17 protein-coding genes are annotated in these 18,192 nt (G+C 64.7%); 9 read left to right on the top strand and 8 right to left on the bottom strand.

What is annotated here, in order from left to right; genetic code table 11:
- Window positions 1–18 precede the first annotated feature (18 nt).
- Complete coding sequence (locus tag K226_RS0103065; RefSeq protein ID WP_024813406.1) at window positions 19–231, bottom strand: hypothetical protein; 213 nt, start codon at window positions 229–231, stop codon at window positions 19–21.
- Complete coding sequence (locus K226_RS0103060) at window positions 231–3,167, bottom strand: DNA topoisomerase III (RefSeq protein ID WP_024813405.1); 2,937 nt, start codon at window positions 3,165–3,167, stop codon at window positions 231–233. The genes K226_RS0103065 and K226_RS0103060 overlap by 1 nt, the downstream gene beginning before the upstream one ends.
- Before the next feature lie 133 nt (window positions 3,168–3,300).
- Between K226_RS0103060 and K226_RS0103055 the strand changes: the two genes are divergently transcribed.
- Genes K226_RS0103055 through K226_RS0103045 form a run of 3 tightly spaced genes read left to right on the top strand, consistent with a single transcriptional unit; the run spans window position 3,301 to window position 5,545 of the window.
- A complete protein-coding gene (locus tag K226_RS0103055) occupies window positions 3,301–3,963 on the top strand; it encodes an SET domain-containing protein (RefSeq protein ID WP_024813404.1) in 663 nt (220 codons plus the stop codon).
- Window positions 3,963–4,823, top strand: coding sequence for a biotin--[acetyl-CoA-carboxylase] ligase (locus K226_RS0103050; RefSeq protein WP_024813403.1), 861 nt, complete (start codon window positions 3,963–3,965; stop codon window positions 4,821–4,823). The genes K226_RS0103055 and K226_RS0103050 overlap by 1 nt, the downstream gene beginning before the upstream one ends.
- Before the next feature lie 11 nt (window positions 4,824–4,834).
- On the top strand, window positions 4,835–5,545 hold the full coding sequence (locus K226_RS0103045) for an SPOR domain-containing protein (protein WP_024813402.1): 711 nt from the start codon (window positions 4,835–4,837) through the stop codon (window positions 5,543–5,545).
- A 130-nt stretch (window positions 5,546–5,675) separates the two neighbouring features.
- On the opposite strand, the gene K226_RS0103040 is transcribed toward K226_RS0103045, so the two are convergent.
- The 4 genes from K226_RS0103040 to K226_RS0103025 form a co-directional block, all read right to left on the bottom strand.
- A complete protein-coding gene (locus tag K226_RS0103040) occupies window positions 5,676–7,136 on the bottom strand; it encodes a sensor histidine kinase (protein WP_024813401.1) in 1,461 nt (486 codons plus the stop codon).
- A 97-nt stretch (window positions 7,137–7,233) separates the two neighbouring features.
- Window positions 7,234–7,908, bottom strand: coding sequence for a response regulator transcription factor (locus tag K226_RS0103035; protein WP_024813400.1), 675 nt, complete (start codon window positions 7,906–7,908; stop codon window positions 7,234–7,236).
- Window positions 7,909–8,043: 135 nt separating this feature from the next.
- Window positions 8,044–8,973 (bottom strand): N-formylglutamate amidohydrolase, encoded by a 930-nt coding sequence (locus tag K226_RS0103030; protein WP_024813399.1) that lies wholly within the window; start codon window positions 8,971–8,973, stop codon window positions 8,044–8,046.
- A 117-nt stretch (window positions 8,974–9,090) separates the two neighbouring features.
- Window positions 9,091–10,056: a tripartite tricarboxylate transporter substrate binding protein BugE gene (locus K226_RS0103025; protein ID WP_024813398.1), complete on the bottom strand. Its 966-nt coding sequence runs from the start codon at window positions 10,054–10,056 to the stop codon at window positions 9,091–9,093.
- Between the two features lie 111 nt (window positions 10,057–10,167).
- Here K226_RS0103025 and K226_RS0103020 point away from each other — a divergent pair, with 111 nt between their 5' ends.
- Entirely contained in the window at window positions 10,168–11,130 is a 963-nt protein-coding gene (locus K226_RS0103020) for a LysR substrate-binding domain-containing protein (protein WP_024813397.1), read from the top strand.
- Here K226_RS0103020 and K226_RS0103015 read toward each other — a convergent pair.
- On the bottom strand, window positions 11,106–11,636 hold the full coding sequence (locus K226_RS0103015; RefSeq protein WP_024813396.1) for a MarR family winged helix-turn-helix transcriptional regulator: 531 nt from the start codon (window positions 11,634–11,636) through the stop codon (window positions 11,106–11,108). The genes K226_RS0103020 and K226_RS0103015 overlap by 25 nt on opposite strands.
- Window positions 11,637–11,776: 140 nt before the next feature.
- Here K226_RS0103015 and recA point away from each other — a divergent pair, with 140 nt between their 5' ends.
- Together recA and recX are read left to right on the top strand one after the other, a co-directional pair.
- On the top strand, window positions 11,777–12,883 hold the full coding sequence (gene recA, locus K226_RS0103010) for a recombinase RecA (RefSeq protein WP_024813395.1): 1,107 nt from the start codon (window positions 11,777–11,779) through the stop codon (window positions 12,881–12,883).
- Window positions 12,884–13,016: 133 nt separating this feature from the next.
- Window positions 13,017–13,478: a recombination regulator RecX gene (recX, locus tag K226_RS0103005; protein ID WP_024813394.1), complete on the top strand. Its 462-nt coding sequence runs from the start codon at window positions 13,017–13,019 to the stop codon at window positions 13,476–13,478.
- Window positions 13,479–13,641: 163 nt separating this feature from the next.
- Here the strand turns inward: recX and argC are convergent, their stop codons facing one another.
- Window positions 13,642–14,574, bottom strand: a complete 933-nt coding sequence (gene argC, locus K226_RS0103000; RefSeq protein ID WP_024813393.1) for an N-acetyl-gamma-glutamyl-phosphate reductase — start codon at window positions 14,572–14,574, stop codon at window positions 13,642–13,644.
- 171 nt (window positions 14,575–14,745) lie between these two features.
- Between argC and sucC the strand changes: the two genes are divergently transcribed.
- The 3 genes from sucC to K226_RS0102985 all read left to right on the top strand — a co-directional run bounded on the left by sucC (window position 14,746) and on the right by K226_RS0102985 (window position 18,167).
- Complete coding sequence (gene sucC / locus K226_RS0102995; RefSeq protein ID WP_024813392.1) at window positions 14,746–15,906, top strand: ADP-forming succinate--CoA ligase subunit beta; 1,161 nt, start codon at window positions 14,746–14,748, stop codon at window positions 15,904–15,906.
- A 29-nt stretch (window positions 15,907–15,935) separates the two neighbouring features.
- The gene (gene sucD / locus K226_RS0102990) at window positions 15,936–16,832 is read left to right on the top strand and encodes a succinate--CoA ligase subunit alpha (protein WP_024813391.1); all 897 of its coding nucleotides are present in this window, start codon (window positions 15,936–15,938) and stop codon (window positions 16,830–16,832) included.
- 543 nt (window positions 16,833–17,375) lie between these two features.
- A complete protein-coding gene (locus K226_RS0102985) occupies window positions 17,376–18,167 on the top strand; it encodes a Stp1/IreP family PP2C-type Ser/Thr phosphatase (RefSeq protein ID WP_024813390.1) in 792 nt (263 codons plus the stop codon).
- The last annotated feature ends 25 nt before the right edge of the window (window positions 18,168–18,192 follow it).

The following is an 18,192-nucleotide window of genomic DNA, read 5'->3' as shown; positions in this document are numbered from 1 at the left end:
GGGCCGTTGCGCAGCGCGTCAGCGCGTGCGTTGCCGTGTGACACCCACGTCGATATCACCAAACACAGTGATGCCACTGGCGCCCTGCTGCGAGCGGGCTGCATCACCGGCGGACGAAGCAGCGGGCACGCTGCTGCACCCGGCCAGCACCCCGGCAGTGGCCACGGCTGCCAATGCCAGCCGCACCGTGCGCCAGACGGGCGATGCAGCGGGGGCACAGCACCGCTTCATCACTCGGCGCCCAGGTGGTTGCCCAGAATGCCTGCCAGCTCGAACATGCCCGCGCTGTCCTTGCCGAACACGGCGCGCAGCTTGTCATCGGCGACGATGGTGCGCTTGTCCTTGGGGTCCTGCAGGTTGTGGGCCTTGATGTATTCCCACATCTTCTTCACCGCCTCGGGCCGTGCCACGGGCTCGGCGCCAATCACCGCAGCCAGGGCGGCGCTGGGGGCCTTGCCTGCGGCGGGCTTGCGTGGGGCCTTGGCGGCAGCGGTCTTGGTGGCCGGGGCTTTCTTGGTGGCGGCAGGTTTGGCGGCCTTTTTGGCTGCAGCGCTTGTCTTTCCTGCCTTTGCAGCTATCGTTTTAGCGGCAGCGCCCGGGCGTGGCGGGAACTTGGATGGCGCAAACTCAAAGTTGACTTTGCCGGCCTCTTTGTCCCACGCCAGGTGGGCCTTGAAGGCGCGGCGGGTGCGCATGCTCACAAACTTGTCGAGCAGGTCGGTCTTGCCAGTGGCCAGCAGCTTTTGCATTTGCTCGCGCTCCACGGGCTGCTGCAGGATGATCTTGCCGCTCTTGAAGGTGCAGCTCGGTGTGGGCTGCGCGGCCGTGGGCACGGCCTTGCTGCACACGTAGTTGCTGCCGTGCTCGTGCACGTCTGAGCCACAGATGGGGCAGGCGCCCAGGGAGGCGTCTTCAAATTCGACGATCTCGCCGGATTCTTCGCCCTTCTTGTCGTCGCCAAAGTCGAACTCGAGCTTGTAGTTGTGCGCCTCGTCGTCGTACTTGATGACGATCTCGGACGTGAAGGGCCAGCCGGCCTTGGAGCGGAAGCCTTCCAGCGGGCCGATCTTCTTGTCGCGCAGCAGGGCATTGGCCTCGGCGGTTTCAAAGGTGCGGCCTGCGGGCGATTTGCCAAAGCTGAAGCCGCAACCTTCTGCACCGGGTTTACCGACGCAGGCAAAGCGGCGGTAGTTCTCTTTGACCACGCCGCCGCAGTTGGGGCAAGGCGATTCGAGCGTGGCGTAGTCGCCGGGGATGGTGTCGCGGTCGTATTCCTTGGCCTTTTTCACCATGCGCTCGGTCATGGCGGCGATGCCGGCCATGAAGTCTTCGCGGCTGAGCAGGCCCTTCTCCATTTGCGAGAGCTTGAACTCCCACTCGCCGGTCAGGTCGGCCCGCGAAAGCTCTTCCACACCCAGCCCGCGCAGCAGCGTCATCAGCTGAAACGCCTTGGCCGTGGGGATGATCTCGCGGCCTTCGCGCAGCATGTATTTTTCGGTCAGCAGACCTTCGATGGTGGCTGCGCGCGTGGCGGGCGTGCCCAGGCCTTTTTCCTGCATGGCCGAGCGCAACTCTTCGTCGTCGATCTGCTTGCCGGCGCTTTCCATGGCGCCCAGCAGCGTGGCTTCGGAGTAACGTGCGGGTGGCTTGGTCTTGAGGCCCTTGGGGTCCACGGCCACGGTGTTGACCATTTCGCCGGGTTTCACGGGCACCAGGTTCTGGCCCTTGTCGCCCTCTTTTCCACCCTCCACTTCATCGGCCGCTTCCTTGCCGTAGATGGCCAGCCAGCCCGGCTTGACCAGCACCTTGCCTTCGGTCTTGAAACTGTGCGGGGCCACGGTGCTGATGCGCGTGGTCACGGTGTATTCAGCGCTGGGGAAGAACACCGCCATGAAGCGGCGCACGACCAGGTCGTACAGCTTCTGTTCGGCTTCCGACAGGCCCGAGGGCGCCTGCAGCGTGGGGATGATGGCAAAGTGATCGCTCACCTTGCTGTTGTCAAAGATGCGCTTGGACGGCCGCACGTAGTTGTTGTTCAGCGCCGTGAGCGCGTGCGGCGCGAGATGCCGCATGCCGCTGTCGGCCAGCATCTCGAAGGTCTGCTTGGCCACGGGCAGGTAGTCCTCGGGCAGCGCGCGCGAGTCGGTACGCGGGTAGGTCAGGGCCTTGTGGCGCTCGTACAGGCTTTGCGCCAGCGCCAGCGTGGTTTTGGCAGAAAAGCCGAACTTGCCGTTGGCCTCGCGCTGCAGGCTGGTCAGGTCAAACAGCAGGGGCGATGCCTGCGTGGTGGGCTTGCTCTCTTCGGTGACGGTGGCCTGCTTGCCGCGCACGGCGTTGGCTATTGACTGTGCTTCTGCGGCAGACCAGACGCGGTCGGCGCGTGCTTCCACGTCTTCCGACTTCTTCCACTTGGGGTCGAACCACTTGGCGGGGTATTCGCCCGCCTGGGCGCCGAAGGTGGCGTGGATTTCCCAGTAGTCGCGGCTGATGAACTTGCGGATCTTTTCCTCGCGCTCCACCACCAGCGACAGCGTGGGCGTCTGCACACGGCCCACGGTGGTCAGGAAGAAACCGCCATCGCGCGAGTTGAACGCCGTCATGGCGCGCGTGCCGTTGATGCCCACCAGCCAGTCGGCCTCAGAGCGGCTGCGCGCGGCGTGGGCCAGCCCCGCCATCTGCTGCTCGGTGCGCAGTGCGTCAAAGCCGTCGCGAATGGCCTGCGGCGTCATGCTCTGCAGCCACAGGCGCTTGACGGGTTTGCCCAGACCTTTGCCATCTGGTTTGCTGCCACCGGCGTATTGCTCGATCAGACGGAAGATCAGCTCGCCCTCGCGGCCCGCGTCGCAGGCGTTGATGAGTTCGGTCACGTCCTTGCGCTTGGCCTGTTTGACCACCGCGTTCAGGCGCGTCTTGGTCTTGTCCACGGGCTTGAGGTCAAAGTACGGCGGGATGACGGGCAGGTGGGCAAAACTCCACTTGCCGCGCTTCACATCAAACTCTTCGGGCGCCTGAATCTCCACCAGGTGGCCCACGGCGCTGGTGACTACATAGCGGTCGTTCTCGAAGTGGTCGTCGTGCTTTTCAAACTTGCCGGCCACGGGGGTCAGTGCGCGCACGATGTCTTGCGCGACGGAGGGTTTTTCTGCAATTACCAGGGTCTTGGTCATTTTGGGGCTCTCGCCAGTCATTCTGGTTGCCCGGGTTGCGGGCGCTTCTACAATTCGGGTCTCACGCGCATGCACACGCATGTACGCGCACGCACACACATGTGTGCACCATCAAGTTAACAGAGTTTTTGCCATGCCCCGCTCCGCATCGCCCGCCGCCCCCACTGTTGCACCGGGCCGCCGTATCCAGACCCGGCGCTCGGGCGTGCATGGCAAGGGCGTGTTTGCCGTGCAGGACATTGCCGAGGGCGAGGTGCTGGTGGAATACACCGGCCAGGTCATCGGCTGGCAGGAAGCGCAGGACCGGCACCCGCACGACCCCCTGCAACCCAACCACACGTTTTACTTCCATGTGGATGAAGACCGCGTGATCGATGCAAAGTTCGGCGGCAACTCCTCGCGCTGGATCAACCACAGCTGCAACCCCAACTGCTACGCCGATGAGCGGGACGGCCGCATTTTCATCACCGCGCTGCGCAACATCCAGGCGGGCGAAGAGCTCAACTACGACTACGGCCTGATCATCGAAGAGCGCTACACACCCAAGCTCAAGGCCGAATACCCCTGCTGGTGTGGCAGCAAGAACTGCCGGGGCACGCTGCTGGCCCCCAAGCGTGGCTGGGCACCGCCCGTGCCGCTGCCGCCTTCAAAGCAAAAGGCCCAGGCCAAAACAAAGGCAAAAACGAAGGCCAAAGACGCTGCTCCCAAAAAAGCCAAGGCAGCCAACGAGGCGAAGAAAACCAGGGCGCCCGCCCCGCCTGCGGCCCCCCAACCCCGCCGCAACCGCCCGCAGTGATGCCGCAGCAGAAAAGTCCCATTCGCTGGCCCGCCGAGGCCATTTGGGAGGCCGTGGCACCGCTGCTGCCCGGCTTCACGGTCGAGGTGCTGCCCAGCATCGACTCCACCAACACCGAGCTCATGCGCCGCGCGCGCGCCGGCCAGTGCGAGCCCACGCTGCTGGTGGCCGAGCAGCAAACAGCAGGGCGCGGGCGGCTGGGGCGCGTGTGGCAAAGCGATGCAGGGGCGTCTTTGATGATGTCCCTGGGCCTGCCACTGGCGCCTGCCGACTGGTCTGGCTTGTCATTGGCTGTGGGCGTGAGCGTGGCCGAGAGCCTGCAACCCGTGTTGCCCGCCCTGGGTGATGGCCATGCGGCGCGCATTGGCCTCAAGTGGCCCAACGACCTGTGGCTGGACGGCGCAGCGGGCGAGCGCAAGCTGGGCGGCATTTTGGTGGAGACCGCGAGTTTTGTTGCGCCCCAGGCGCCTGCTGCCACCCGCGCACCCGCCGCCCGCTATGTGGTGGTGGGCATTGGCATCAATGTGCTGCCACGCAGCCCCGAGGGCCTGAGCATGCCGCCCGGCAGCCTGCAGGATGTGGAACCCGGCCTGGACGCCCCCACCGTCCTGCTGCGCATCGCTGCGCCCCTGGTCGCCATGCTGCAGTCGTTTGAAGGCTATGGCTTTGCGCCCATGCAGGCGCGATTTGCCGCGCGCGACGTGCTGAAGGGCCGGGCCGTGACGCTGAGCGACGGGCAGGCCGGCACAGCGCATGGCGTGGCCGAGGACGGTGCGCTGCTGGTGCACACCGCGCAAGGCATGCAGGCCATCACCAGCGCTGAAATCAGCGTGCGGCCCGCAGCCGCCCGCGCCCTCTGAAAGACCTGCCCATGCTGCGACTTGCTGTCATCGTCCTGCTGCTGGCCAATGCCGGCTATTACGCGTGGTCGCACGGCTGGCTGCGCTCGTGGGGGCTGGCGCCGGTCGAGCAGACCGAGCCGCAACGCATGGCGCAGCAAATCCGCCCCGAAACGCTGCGCATTCTGCGGGCCCGCGAAACCCCGCCGGTGGCGCCATCCGTCGCCAGCGAGGCCCCGGCTTCCGCCCCACCCGCCCCCGCACCCGCCGCGATGGCGGCTTCCGCGCCTGCCACGGTGTGCCTGCAGGCCGGCACGCTGGACCAGCGCCAGGCCGACGCCGTGCGCACCGCTGCCGCGGCCCTGCCGCAGGGCAGCTGGAGCCTCGAATCCACGCCCATTCCCGGGCGCTGGATGGTTTACATGGGCCGCTTTGCCGATGACGAGGCGCTTGACAAGAAGCGCGCCGAGCTGCGCGCCCGCAAGGTGCCCTTTGACCGCCCCAACAACCCGACGCTGGAGCCGGGCCTGTCGCTGGGCCGTTTTGCCTCGGAAGAAGCCGCCCAGCGGGCGCTGACCACGCTGGGCAACCAGGGCGTGCGCACCGCGCGCGTGGTGGTAGAGCGGGCCGAGGCCCCAGGTTTCACGTTGCGCCTGCCCGCCCTCGACAGCGCCACGCGCGCGCAGGTCGAAACGCAGCTGCGTCCGGCCTTGGGCGAAAAGACACTGCGCACCTGCCCTTGATATTTGAGGCAAAAACGGCTGCAGCGCTTGATGGGTAAGCGCAACATGCTTCTGTTTTAATAGCATTCAGGCCCCGCTGTCCGTCCACGCCCGCAAGGGCCTGTGTGGCGCACGCGCGCCCGGGCCGTGCTTATCCCTGTGGCGCGTCGGTGTCCGGCATGCGGGCGGCAAAGCGCACCGTGAAACGCGCGCCCGGTGGCTGCTGGCCGGGGTTGGCGTCTTCCAGCGTCACCTCGGCCTCATGCTGGCGCGCAATTTCCATCACGATGGGCAGACCCAGGCCCGAGCCGTCGGCCTCGCTGCCCAGCGCCCGGTAAAAAGGCTGAAAAACCAGCTCGCGCTCGGCCTCGGGCACGCCGGGGCCAGAGTCTTCCACCTGCAGCAGCAGCACATGGCCAAAGGTGTCGGCCAGCACGCGGGCGGTGACCATGCCGGGCTTGTCGGGGGACGAGGGGGTGTAGTTGATGGCGTTGTCCACCAGGTTGCGCACCAGCTCCTTGAGCAAGGTGGGGTTGCCGTCCATCCACACACCGGGGGCGCCCGGCTGGGCGCCGTCGTAGCCCAGGTCGATCTGCTTGTCGAGCGCGCGCGGCACCGAGTCGCGCACCACCTCGATGGTGAGTTTGGCCAGATCGCACGGCACGCGCGCAATGCCCACGCCGCTGCCTTCGGCGCGCGCCAGCGCCAGCAACTGGTTGACGGTGTGCGTGGCGCGGATGCTGGAGCGGCCAATCTGTTGCAGTGAGCGCTTGAGCTCTTCGGTGCTGGTGCCTTCGCGCTGGGCCAGGTCGGCCTGCATGCGCAGGCCGGCCAGCGGCGTCTTCAGCTGGTGCGCCGCATCGGCCAGAAAGCGCTTTTGCGTGGCCAGCGAATCGCCCAGGCGCGTAAGCAGGTCATTCACGGACGACACCAGTGGCGCCACCTCCAGCGGGACGGTGCGGTCGTCCAGCGGCGAGAGGTCGTCGGGGCTGCGCTCGCGGATGCGCTGCTCCAGCTGGTTCAGTGGCTGGATGCCGCGCGCCAGCGCCAGCCACACCAGCAGCACCGCCAGCGGCAGGATGACGAACTGCGGCAGCATCACGCCCTTGATGATTTCGGTGGCCAGCACGCTGCGCTTTTCGCGCGTTTCGGCCACCTGCACCAGGGCCAGCGGCGCATCGGGCAGCGCCAGCCGCACCCAGATGTAGGCCACGCGAATCTCCACGCCGCGCAGCTCGGCATCGCGCAGGCGCACTTCGCCGGGCGCAGTGTGATCGTCATCGTCGGGCAGGGGCAAATCGCGTTCGCCCGAGAGAAATTTGCGCCCCGGCCCGGTCACCTGGTAATAAACGATGTCAGAGTCGTCGGCGCGCAGGATCTCGCTGGCAGGCTGGGGCAGGTTGAACTGCACCTTGCTGTGCTGCACCGTCACCAGCTGCGCCAGCGCATGGGCGTTGTATTCCAGGGCGCGGTCAAACGGCTTGTTGGCCAGGCCCTGCGCCACCAGCCAGGTCAGCGCCAGGCTGACGGGCCACAGCAGCAGCAGCGGCGTGAGCATCCAGTCCAGGATCTCGCCGAACAGCGAGCGCTGCTCGCGCTGGAAAATCTTCACTGCGCCCCCGGTTTGTAATGAAATAAGGCTATAGCGCTTATTGGATAAGCGCTAACAGCTATTAATTTCATAGTGAATGCAGCCTGGATGGATGCGGCTAGCCGGGGATTTTTTCCAGGCAGTAGCCCAGCCCGCGCACGGTGGCAATGCGGATCGGGCCCTTCTCGATCTTTTTGCGCAGGCGGTGGATGTACACCTCGATGGCGTTGTTGCTCACCTCTTCGCCCCACTCGCACAGGCGCTCCACCAGCTGCTCCTTGCTCACCAGGCGGCCGGCACGCTGCAGCAGCACTTCGAGCAGCCCCAGCTCGCGCGCCGATAGCTCGACCATCTTGCCGTCGATGGTGGCCACGCGGCCGGCCTGGTCGTACACCAGCGGGCCGTGCTTGATGGCGCTGCTGGTGCCGCCCATGCCCCGGCGCGTGAGGGCGCGCACACGGGCTTCTAGCTCTTGCAGTGAAAACGGCTTGGCCATGTAGTCGTCGGCGCCGTAGTCCAGGCCCTTCACGCGCTCTTCCACGCTGTCGGCGGCGGTGAGGATGAGCACCGGAAGGGCCGTTCCCCGGCTGCGCAGGCGCTTGAGCACCTCCAGGCCGTGCATCTTGGGCAGGCCCAGGTCCAGGATGAGCAGGTCGAACTCGTTGTTGGTCAGCAGGGCGGCATCGGCTTCGCTGCCGCTGGCCACATGGTCCACCACCGCCCCCGAGGCGCGCAGCGTGCGCAGCAGGCCATCGGCCAGCACCTGGTCGTCTTCGGCAATAAGAATGCGCATGCGGGAGTCTCCTGGTGGGAGGCGGCGGTCTGGTGCCGCGCCTGTGCCACGATTTTAGGCGGCGCCGCGCCGCAGTGCAGGCGCTTTGCAGCGAGGGCGGGGGTGGAGGGCCCACCCCGGCGCAGCCAAGGCCCTTCAGCGTGGGTCGGTCACCAGCAGCTTGTGCACCAGCGCCTGCAGGTCGGCCTGCAGGCGGGCCATGCCCTCGGGGTGCTGCTCCAGGGTGGTTTCGTCCATGTAGAGCTTGCGGTTGATCTCGACCTGGATGCTGTGGCGGTGCTGCGCCGGGTTGCCGTAGCGGCGCACCAGCTCCACGCCCTTGTAGGGGTGGTTGTATTCCACGCTGTAGCCACAGCCGCGCAGGTGCTCGCAGATCAGGGCCGACAGCGCCGGGCTGGCGGTGCTGCCATCGCGGTCGCCCACCACGAAGTCGGCATGCACCATGCCCGGAAACTCGGTGGCATGGCTGGCGGCCACGGCGGGCATCGAATGGCAGTTGATGTGGATGCTGTAGCCATGGCGCGCATGGGCCGCGTCAATGGCCTGCGCCACGGCGGCGTGGTAGGGGCGCCAGCAGCGGTCAATGCGCGCACGCACCTCGGCCACCGAGAGCAGGCGGTTGTAGATGGGTTCGCCTTCGTCCGTGAACTTCCAGATCAGGCCCTTGCCCAGACGCACCTTGCTCAGCACCTTGGGGTCGGTCGATATGGGGTCGGTCCATTCACCATCGAGCAGCGTGGTGTCGAGCTCGGTGGTGTCGCGGTTGGCATCGAGGTAGATGCGCGGGAAATGCGCCTCGACCCAGGCCACGCCCAATGCGGGGGCAAAGGCGTAGATCTTTTCGACGTGGGTGTCTTCCGCACGGCGCAGCGTGGGCAGATCGCAGACCGCGCCAAAATCGTGTGGGTAGAACGTGCCGCTGTGCGGCGAGTCCAGCACCAGCGGGGTGGTGCCGGGCTGTTGCGACACCATGCTGACGGGGGGCGCGGCAACGCCGGGCGTGCCCGTGGCACCGGGCTCCGGTTGCTGGAAGCGGTGGTTGATCAGTTTCAAGGCTGCATGCATAGGCAAAGTGTGCGCAATTTGGGGCGGCCGGCCTAGCCGCCCAGACCCGAAAGACCCTGTGGTTATCCCTGAGTCTTTCCGGTTGTGGCCGTCGGGCCCGCAGGCCCGCTGCTGAAATCAGTCGAGGCTGACCTTGGCGAATGCCGCCACGCCTTTCATCTTGTCGATTTCGCGGGCGATTTGGGTTGTGAATGCCTTGGGCGTCGTTCCCGAGGGGTACAAGCCTTGCCTGGCCAGCCGCTCGCGCACGTCGGGTTCCTGCAGGGCCTGGGCCACGGCTTGCTGGATGCGATCCACCGCCGCAGTCGGCGTGCCGGCAGGTGCCACCAAGCCAAACCACGACGGATCGTTGTTGGCAGCATGGCCCAGTTCGCCATAGGTGGGCACATCGGGCAGCACGTCCAGCCGCTGGGGCCACGAAACGGCCAGCGCCTTGACCTTGCCAGAATTGATGTGCGGCAGTGACGAAGCCACCTGGTCAAAGTACACCGCCACCTGTCCCGCCAGCACATCGTTGATGGCCGGGCCTGCACCACGGTAGGGGATGTGCACCATCGAGGTGCCGGTGCTGCTCTTGAACAGCTCGCCCCACATGTGGCCGATGGTGCCGTTGCCCGGCGTGGCATACGACACCTTGCCGGGGTTGGCCTTGAGGTATTTCACCAGGTCGGCAAAGTCCTTGACCGGCAGTGCCTTGGGGTTGACCACGATGACGCCCGGCGCTTTGACGATCTCGGTCACGCCCACGAAATCCTTGGTGGGGTGGTAGGGCAGTTTGCTGTACACGGCGGGGTTGACCCCGTGGGTGGACAGCGTGGCCACGCCAATGGTCAGGCCGTCTGCAGGGGCGCGGGCCACTTCAGCCATGCCGATGGAGCCACCCGCGCCGCCGCGGTTTTCCAGCACCACGGGCTGTTTGAGGATGCGGGCCAAAGCGTCTTGCAGCGTGCGCGCCGTGATGTCGGTAGCGCCCCCCGGCGGGAAAGGCACGATCATGCGCAATGGCTTGCCTTCCTGGGCAAAAGACATTCCAGGCACGAAAGACACAGCAGCCAATGAGGCAAGCAGTTGACGACGTTGCATAGGTTCATTCTCCTTTGGGATGCACTGAGGTTACCGAAGCTGACGCCTTCTACCAAGCAACGGATATGCCTGATAACATTCCATTTTGGAATGTATTGAGTGCAACCTGCCATGTCATTGCGCCGCCTCGCCCCACCTTTGCACCTGCTACGCGCGTTCTCCACCGTGGCCCGGTTCGGCGGTGTTTCACGCGCTGCCGAAGCGTTGCACCTCACGCAAAGCGCCGTGAGCAAGCAGATCAAGGACCTGGAAGCCTGGGTGGAAGTGCTGTTGTTCGAGCGCACCCACAAGCGCCTGGCGCTCACCCCTGCCGGGGAGCGCTACGAGAAAGCTGTGCAGGCCGTGCTGCTGCAACTGGAAGCTGCCACACTGGAGCTCATCACCAGCGACGACGGCGGCGGCGCACTGCACCTGTCGAGCCTGCCCACCTTTGGCGCCAAATGGCTCATTCCACGGCTGCCGCAGTTCCAGCTGCAGCACCCGCAGGTCACGCTGCATTTCGTGCCGTATGTGCACAGCTACAACTTCGAGCGGCCCGAGCTCGACTGCGCCATCCTCTTCGGTGACGGCCACTGGCCTGGTGCCCACGCCCACTACATCACGGGCAACGATGTGGCGCTGATCGCCCCGCGTGCCAAGGTGGCCGACTGGCCCATTCACACCCCGCACGACGTGGCGCGCCACACGTTGCTGCGCCATGTGACCGTGCCAGACGCTTGGCTGCGTTGGAGCGAAACGCACGGCGTGCAGGGCAGCATCGACCCATTGGCCGGGCCGCAGTTCGACCAGTTCCAGACCATGATCCGTGCCGTGATGGCGGGCATGGGCCTGGCGCTGGTGCCGCGCTGCCTGGTGCAGGACGAGATCACCGCAGGCGTGGTGCGCGAGCCCCTGGCCGATGCCGCCCGGCGCGGCGGCTACCAGAGCGATGTGGGCTACTGGCTTTGCTACCCCGAAGGGCGCATGCAGCTGCATGCGCTGCAGTGTTTTCGGCAATGGGTGCTGGCCTGCGCGGAGCCCGTGGACGCTATGGACGCAGCAGCGGCGATTCAACCACCCGCTGCCCCGGCATAAGCCTCCAGCCCAATGGCCACCACCGTGGCCACGTCCTGCCCCACCTCTTCACGAAACTCTGCTTCTGCCTGCGCCACGGCGTCGCGAAACGCCTGCAGCCAGGCCAGGCCCGTGGGCGTAAAGCACACGCGCCGCGCGCGCGCATCCAGCGGGTCGGCCGCGCGCGTGACCAGGCCCCAGGCCTCGCACTGGTCCACCAGGTTGGCCATGGCCTGCTTGGTCATGCCTGCGCGCTGGGCCAGGTCGGTCAGCCGGTCGCCCTGCAATGCCAAGTGCCGGGTGATGTGCACATGGGCTGCCGTGACCTGATCGCGCGCCGCCAGGTTGGACAGCGCCAGCGGCACCTCGACATTGCGCGCCATGAGCTGCAGCACCCGGGCATCGAAGCGGCGCAGCGCACTGCCCATCAGGCGACCCAGGTGGGTCTGGCGCCAGCGGTCGTCGGGCGCCGAAATGGCCGGGATGGGGAGCGTGATGGAGAGGGGCGCGGGTGAAAAATCATCCATGCCGCATTGTCAGGCAAACTGACTAAAAATTGCTTTATCTCGATTCCATTGCTCGCATAAACTACTGTTCAAGCATCCAGCCTGTGATTAACCGCAGAGCGATGCCAGCATCCAACCTGTTGTTTTTCAAGGAGTTTCTCATGGACGTCGCAGTCAAAGGCACCAACCCCGCATTGCCAGTGAACACCGAAAAGGCCAAGGCCCTGGCCGCCGCGCTCGCCCAGATCGAGAAGCAGTTTGGCAAGGGCACCATCATGCGCCTGGGCGAGGGCGAGGTGATCGAGGACATCCAGGTCGTCTCCACCGGTTCGCTGGGCCTGGATGTCGCCCTGGGCGTGGGCGGCCTGCCGCGTGGCCGGGTGGTCGAAATCTATGGTCCGGAATCGTCGGGCAAGACCACGCTCACGCTGCAGGTGATTGCCGAGATGCAAAAGCAGGGCGGCACCTGCGCATTTGTCGATGCCGAGCACGCCCTGGATGTGCAATACGCCCAGAAACTCGGCGTGCAGCTCTCCGACCTGCTCATCAGCCAGCCAGACACCGGCGAGCAGGCGCTCGAAATCGTGGACAGCCTGGTGCGCTCGGGCGCCGTGGACCTGATCGTCATCGACTCGGTGGCCGCCCTCACCCCCAAGGCCGAAATCGAAGGCGAAATGGGCGACAGCCTGCCCGGCCTGCAGGCCCGCCTGATGAGCCAGGCGCTGCGCAAGCTCACCTCCACCATCAAAAAGACCAACTGCATGGTCATCTTCATCAACCAGATCCGCATGAAGATTGGCGTGATGTTCGGCAGCCCCGAGACGACCACCGGCGGCAATGCGCTCAAGTTCTACGCCTCGGTGCGCCTGGACATTCGCCGCACCGGCACCATCAAGAAGGGTGACGAAGCCATCGGCAACGAAACCAAGGTCAAGGTGGTCAAGAACAAGGTGTCGCCCCCGTTCAAGACGGCCGAGTTCGACATCCTGTTTGGCGAAGGCATCAGCCGCGAAGGCGAGATCATCGACATGGGCGTGAACGCCAAGATCGTTGAAAAAGCCGGTGCCTGGTATGCCTACAACGGCGAGAAAATCGGCCAGGGCCGCGACAACGCCCGCGAGTTCCTGCGCGAGAACCCCGACCTCGCCCGCGAGATCGAAAACAAGGTGCGCGAAAGCCTGGGCATTGCCCTGCTGCCCGCCGCCCTGGAAGCTGCCCCCGCCACCAAGCCAGCCAAGGCCGAGAAGGGTGAGAAGGAAGACAAGTAAGAGCGGTAGCAAGAGCGGCAGCGGGCGCCTTTCATGCAAGGCGCACCGGCTACTTTTTTTTGAGGTCAAATAGGCTGCTGGCGCTTACCCAATAAGCGCCAGCAGCTATTAATAATATAGCAAAAATATCGCCATGGCCTTTGGCACCCTCTCCCTCAAGGGCCGCGCGCTGCGGCTGCTGTCCCAGCGCGAACATTCGCGCACCGAGCTGGCCACCAAGCTGGCGCGGCACGTGCAGGAGGGCGACGACCTCAACGCCGTGCTGGACGACCTGCAGGCCAAGGATTTCATCAACGCCAACCGCGTGGCCGAATCGCTGGTGCACCGCCGCGCTGGGCGCCTGGGCACGCAGCGCCTGGTGCAGGAGCTGCGCAGCAAGGGGCTCGATGATGATCTGGTGCGCGCCACGGCCGAGCGCCTGCGCGCCACCGAGCACGAGCGTGCCCAGGCCGTGTGGCGCCAGCGCTTTGGCAGTGTGGCCACCGATGCACAAGAGCGTGCGCGGCAAATGCGCTTTCTGGCCGCACGCGGGTTCTCGGGCGACGTGGTGCGCCGTGTGGTGCGCGACGGCAGCCCCGACGACGAGCCCACGTGAAAGATGGGGCCACTGCCAGGGAACTGGATTGCCGGTAATTTTGGATAAAAAAGGCCCTCAGCCCTTTATCCATGAGCGCAGCAAGCTATCAAATACGAAGCATTTCAACCGCCAGTCAAGCCAGTCGGCTGCGTCAGGCCCCGCTGTCGCAGGGCCTGCCCATTCACAAACCCAGCATCAACTGCAGGTTTTGCACTGCCGCACCGCTGGCGCCCTTGCCCAGGTTATCCAGGCGCGCCACCAGCACGGCGTGGCGGTAGGTTTCGTTGGCGAACACCCGCAACTCCAGCTTGTTGGTGTCGTTGAGCGCGGTGGGCTCCAACTTGCCGTCTTCGGTGGGCGGCAGCACGCTTACCCACTGCGCGGGCGTGTTGCTCTGGGCGTAGTGCGATGCCAGCGCGTCGTGCAGATCGGCCGCCTTGGGCTGGCCCGGCAACAGATCAAGGTGCAAGGGCAATTGCACCAGCATGCCCTGGCGGAAATTGCCGACGGCGGGAACAAAAATGGGCCGGCGTGTGAGCCCGGTGTATTTCAGGATCTCGGGCAGGTGCTTGTGCGACAGGCCCAGTGCATACAGCTCAAACGGCGCGGCCTGGCCTTGCTCATAAGCTTCGATCATGGTGCGGCCGCCGCCTGAATAGCCACTGACCGAAGGCAGCGCGAGCGGAAAATCCTTGGGCACCAGGCCTGCATCCACCAGCGGTCGCAGCAGGGCAATCGCGCCGGTGGCGTAGCAGCCGGGGTTGGAGACGCGCATTGCCTCGCGCACGGCCTGCGCCTGCCCTGCGGCCAGCTCAGGAAAACCAAACACCCAGCCCGGCGCCGTGCGGTGCGCGGTGCTGGCGTCAATCACCTTGACTTGGCGGCCGGTGGTCTTTTCGATGTAGTCGACCATGGCCACGGTCTCGCGTGCCGCGTCGTCGTGCAGGCACAGCACCACCAGGTCCACGCCCGCAATCAATTCGCGCTTGGCGGCAGGGTCCTTGCGCAACTCGGGCGCAATGCTCACCAGCTCGATCTGGGGCATGGCCTGCAGGCGTTCGCGGATCTGCAGACCCGTGGTGCCGGCTTCGCCATCAATAAAGATTCTGGACATGTGAATGCTCCTGCAAGGGGGATCGCGTTCTGGCCACCCCTGTAAGCTTGGCACAAGGGATGGTGCATTGCAGCATGATACATTCACAGGCTGCCATGTCCCGAGCCCGCGGCCAGACATTCTTTGTCCATGGTAAACGGGTAAATACCACCCTTCCCTGAGAGAGACCTCATGAAGATTCACGAATACCAAGGCAAGGAAATCTTGCGCAATTTTGGTGTGCCCGTTCCGCGTGGCATTCCCGCATTCACGGTGCAAGAAGCCGTGGAAGCAGCACAAAAACTTGGCGGCCCCGTGTGGGTTGTCAAGGCCCAGATCCACGCCGGTGGACGCGGCAAGGGCGGCGGCGTGAAGGTTGCCAAGACCATCGAAGACGTCAAGCGCATCGCGGGCGAAATCCTGGGCATGCAGCTCAAGACGCACCAGACCGGCCCCGAAGGCCAGAAGGTCCGCCGCCTGTACATCGAAGACGGCGCCGACATCAAGAACGAGCTGTATGTATCGCTGGTGACCGACCGCGCTACGCAGAAGGTGGCCCTGATCGCTTCGTCTGAGGGCGGCATGGACATCGAGGAAGTAGCCCACTCCACGCCCGAGAAGATCATCACCGAGATGATCGACCCCCTGACCGGCATCACCGCCGAGCAGAGCAAGAAGGTGGCCGCAGCCATCGGCCTGACCGGCGCTTCCATCGACCAGGCCGTAGACATCTTCGCCAAGATCTACAAGTGCTACATGGAAACCGATGCATCGCTGGTGGAAATCAACCCCCTGAACTGCGACTCCAAGGGCAACCTGATGGCGCTGGACGCAAAGTTCAACTTTGACCCCAACGCGCTGTTCCGCCACCCGGAAATCGTGGCCTTCCGCGATCTGGACGAAGAAGATCCCGCCGAAGTGGAAGCCTCCAAGTTCGACCTGGCCTATATCAGCCTGGACGGCAACATCGGCTGCCTGGTGAACGGTGCCGGCCTGGCCATGGCCACCATGGACACCATCAAGCTGTTTGGCGGCGAGCCAGCCAACTTCCTGGACGTGGGCGGTGGCGCCACCGCCGAGAAGGTCACCGAAGCTTTCAAGATCATGCTGAGCAACCCCAAGGTGGAAGGCATTCTGGTCAACATCTTCGGCGGCATCATGAAATGCGACACCATCGCCAACGGCGTGATCACTGCCTGCAAGGCCGTGAACCTGTCGGTACCGCTGGTGGTGCGCATGAAGGGCACCAACGAAGAGCTGGGCAAGAAGCTGCTGGCCGAGTCCGGCCTGCCCATCATCGCGGCCGACACCATGGCCGAAGCCGCGACGAAGATCGTCGCTGCCGTCAAGTAATGACCCGACCAGAACGCTAGGACACGCACATGTCGATCTACATCAACAAAGACACCAAGGTCATCACCCAGGGCATCACGGGCAAGACTGGCCAGTTCCACACCGAAAAGTGCCAGGAATACGCGAACGGCAAGAACGCCTTCGTGGCCGGCGTGAACCCCAAGAAGGCCGGCGAGTCGATCTTCAACATCCCGATCTACGCATCGGTCAAGGAAGCGGCCACGCAAACCGGCGCCACCGTGTCGGTGATCTACGTGCCGCCGGCAGGCGCCGCTGCCGCCATCTGGGAAGCCGTCGAGGCCGACCTGGACATGGCCATTTGCATCACCGAAGGCATCCCCGTGCGCGACATGCTCGAAGTGCGCAACAAGATGAAGGCCAAGGAAGCCGCCGGTGGCAAGAAGACGCTGCTGCTGGGCCCCAACTGCCCCGGCATCATCACGCCCGACGAAATCAAGATCGGCATCATGCCCGGCCACATCCACCGCAAGGGCCGCATCGGCGTGGTGAGCCGTTCGGGCACGCTGACGTACGAAGCCGTGGCCATGCTGACCGAAGTGGGCCTGGGCCAGTCGACCGCCGTGGGCATTGGTGGCGATCCCATCAATGGCCTCAAGCACATCGACGTGATGCGCGCCTTCAACGATGACCCCGACACCGATGCCGTCATCATGATTGGCGAAATCGGCGGCCCCGATGAAGCCGAAGCCGCCCAGTGGTGCAAGGCCAACATGAAGAAGCCCATTGTTGGCTTCATCGCGGGTGTGACCGCCCCGGCCGGCAAGCGCATGGGCCATGCAGGCGCGCTGATCTCCGGCGGTGCCGACACGGCCGATGCCAAGCTCGCCATCATGGAAGAGTGCGGCTTTATCGTCACGCGCAACCCTTCGGAACTGGGCAAGCTGCTCAAGGCCCAACTGAAGTAATTCGGCCAGCGAGTGACTGGCGCCGTGGGCGCCACCGCAAGATAGCGGGAACCGTCAAAAAAAGAAGCGCCCGAAACCCTGGTTTCGGGCGCTTTTTGCATCCAGGCTGTCTTGGTTGGATGCAACGGCCAGACGCCCAATGCAGCCAAGGCGGTGACAAAAATGACACTCTGTTGTCTCTCTGTCGCCAGCAGTGTCAGAGGCATGCCGTTGTTGAGTGGCCATGACCTGAAAACATGTGCCGAATGCGGCCCGAACGCCGCATTCTGAGCGGGCGTAAAAATTGCTGTTCTCTGGACAGAGCAACCTGTGAGGTGGAGAGTTTTTCGATCATGCAAGCCCATCGCAATCAATGACGCCAGGCATTGCTACGCCTGCCACCGCACCAGTGCTGCCCAGCCAAGCACTCGTCTATGATGCGAGTCGCGATGCAAATGGGCCTGACATGGCAGCTTTCCCGCCAAGCGTGATAAAGCTTCCCGCTGTCCGGAACTCGGTACTTCCACCGTGTTCGGCTGCCTGACGACGCACGCGGCAACCTCCATGATCTACGAATTTTTCGCCCGTACCGACCGCGGACGGGTGCGCAACAACAACGAAGACTCCGTGGCCTTCGACCGCGATGCGCAAATTGCCGTTCTGGCGGATGGCATGGGTGGCTACAACGCCGGCGAAGTGGCCAGCGCCATGGCCACCACCTTCATTCGTACGGAAATGGCGCGCTGGCTCGCACATGCCGGCCAGAATGCGCAGAGCGCCGATGTCCGCAAGGCGCTTGAAATCTGCGTGGAAAACGCCAACCACGCCGTGCTGGGCGCCTCACTCTCCAATCCCCAATATGCAGGCATGGGCACCACGCTGGTTGTGGGCGTCTTTCGGGGCGAGCGGCTTATTCTGGGGCACATCGGCGACTCGCGCTGCTACCGCCTGCGCGATGGCGTGTTGCAGCAAATCACGCGCGACCATTCCTGGCTGCAGGAACAAGTGGATGCCGGCTTGATGACCCCCCAGCAAGCCGCCGTGTCCACCAATGGCAATCTGGTTACCCGTGCCCTGGGGGTCGAGCCCCATGTGCAAATGGAAGTGAACGAATTCCAGGTGGCGCCGAACGATTTGTTCCTCCTGTGCTCCGACGGCCTGACCGACATGGTGCCCGACGCCGATGTGGCGGACATGGTGCGCGCATCCCTGTCGCTGGAAGAAAAAACCAACCTGCTCGTCGATACCGCCAACGCACAGGGCGGGCGCGACAACATCAGTGTGCTGCTGGTGCAAACGGCGGCAGCGGGCGGCAAAAAACGAGGTTTCATGTCCCGATTGATCCGGGCTGCATGATGCCGCTCAACCCCACAACAATTCA

It is taken from the genome of Acidovorax sp. JHL-3 (genome assembly GCF_000526295.1).
Taxonomy (GTDB): domain Bacteria; phylum Pseudomonadota; class Gammaproteobacteria; order Burkholderiales; family Burkholderiaceae_C; genus Acidovorax; species Acidovorax defluvii.
Note: the sequence above shows the minus strand (reverse complement) of the source record. Positions and strands in the feature narration are given on the sequence as shown.

Coding starts and splice junctions, on each gene's coding strand:
- K226_RS0103065 (WP_024813406.1), bottom strand. CDS start 231: ATGAAGCGGTGCTGTGCCCCCGCTGCATCGCCCGTCTGGCGCACGGTG.
- K226_RS0103060 (WP_024813405.1), bottom strand. CDS start 3,167: ATGACCAAGACCCTGGTAATTGCAGAAAAACCCTCCGTCGCGCAAGAC.
- K226_RS0103055 (WP_024813404.1), top strand. CDS start 3,301: ATGCCCCGCTCCGCATCGCCCGCCGCCCCCACTGTTGCACCGGGCCGC.
- K226_RS0103050 (WP_024813403.1), top strand. CDS start 3,963: ATGCCGCAGCAGAAAAGTCCCATTCGCTGGCCCGCCGAGGCCATTTGG.
- K226_RS0103045 (WP_024813402.1), top strand. CDS start 4,835: ATGCTGCGACTTGCTGTCATCGTCCTGCTGCTGGCCAATGCCGGCTAT.
- K226_RS0103035 (WP_024813400.1), bottom strand. CDS start 7,908: ATGCGCATTCTTATTGCCGAAGACGACCAGGTGCTGGCCGATGGCCTG.
- K226_RS0103030 (WP_024813399.1), bottom strand. CDS start 8,973: ATGCATGCAGCCTTGAAACTGATCAACCACCGCTTCCAGCAACCGGAG.
- K226_RS0103025 (WP_024813398.1), bottom strand. CDS start 10,056: ATGCAACGTCGTCAACTGCTTGCCTCATTGGCTGCTGTGTCTTTCGTG.
- K226_RS0103020 (WP_024813397.1), top strand. CDS start 10,168: ATGTCATTGCGCCGCCTCGCCCCACCTTTGCACCTGCTACGCGCGTTC.
- K226_RS0103015 (WP_024813396.1), bottom strand. CDS start 11,636: ATGGATGATTTTTCACCCGCGCCCCTCTCCATCACGCTCCCCATCCCG.
- recA (WP_024813395.1), top strand. CDS start 11,777: ATGGACGTCGCAGTCAAAGGCACCAACCCCGCATTGCCAGTGAACACC.
- recX (WP_024813394.1), top strand. CDS start 13,017: ATGGCCTTTGGCACCCTCTCCCTCAAGGGCCGCGCGCTGCGGCTGCTG.
- argC (WP_024813393.1), bottom strand. CDS start 14,574: ATGTCCAGAATCTTTATTGATGGCGAAGCCGGCACCACGGGTCTGCAG.
- sucC (WP_024813392.1), top strand. CDS start 14,746: ATGAAGATTCACGAATACCAAGGCAAGGAAATCTTGCGCAATTTTGGT.
- sucD (WP_024813391.1), top strand. CDS start 15,936: ATGTCGATCTACATCAACAAAGACACCAAGGTCATCACCCAGGGCATC.
- K226_RS0102985 (WP_024813390.1), top strand. CDS start 17,376: ATGATCTACGAATTTTTCGCCCGTACCGACCGCGGACGGGTGCGCAAC.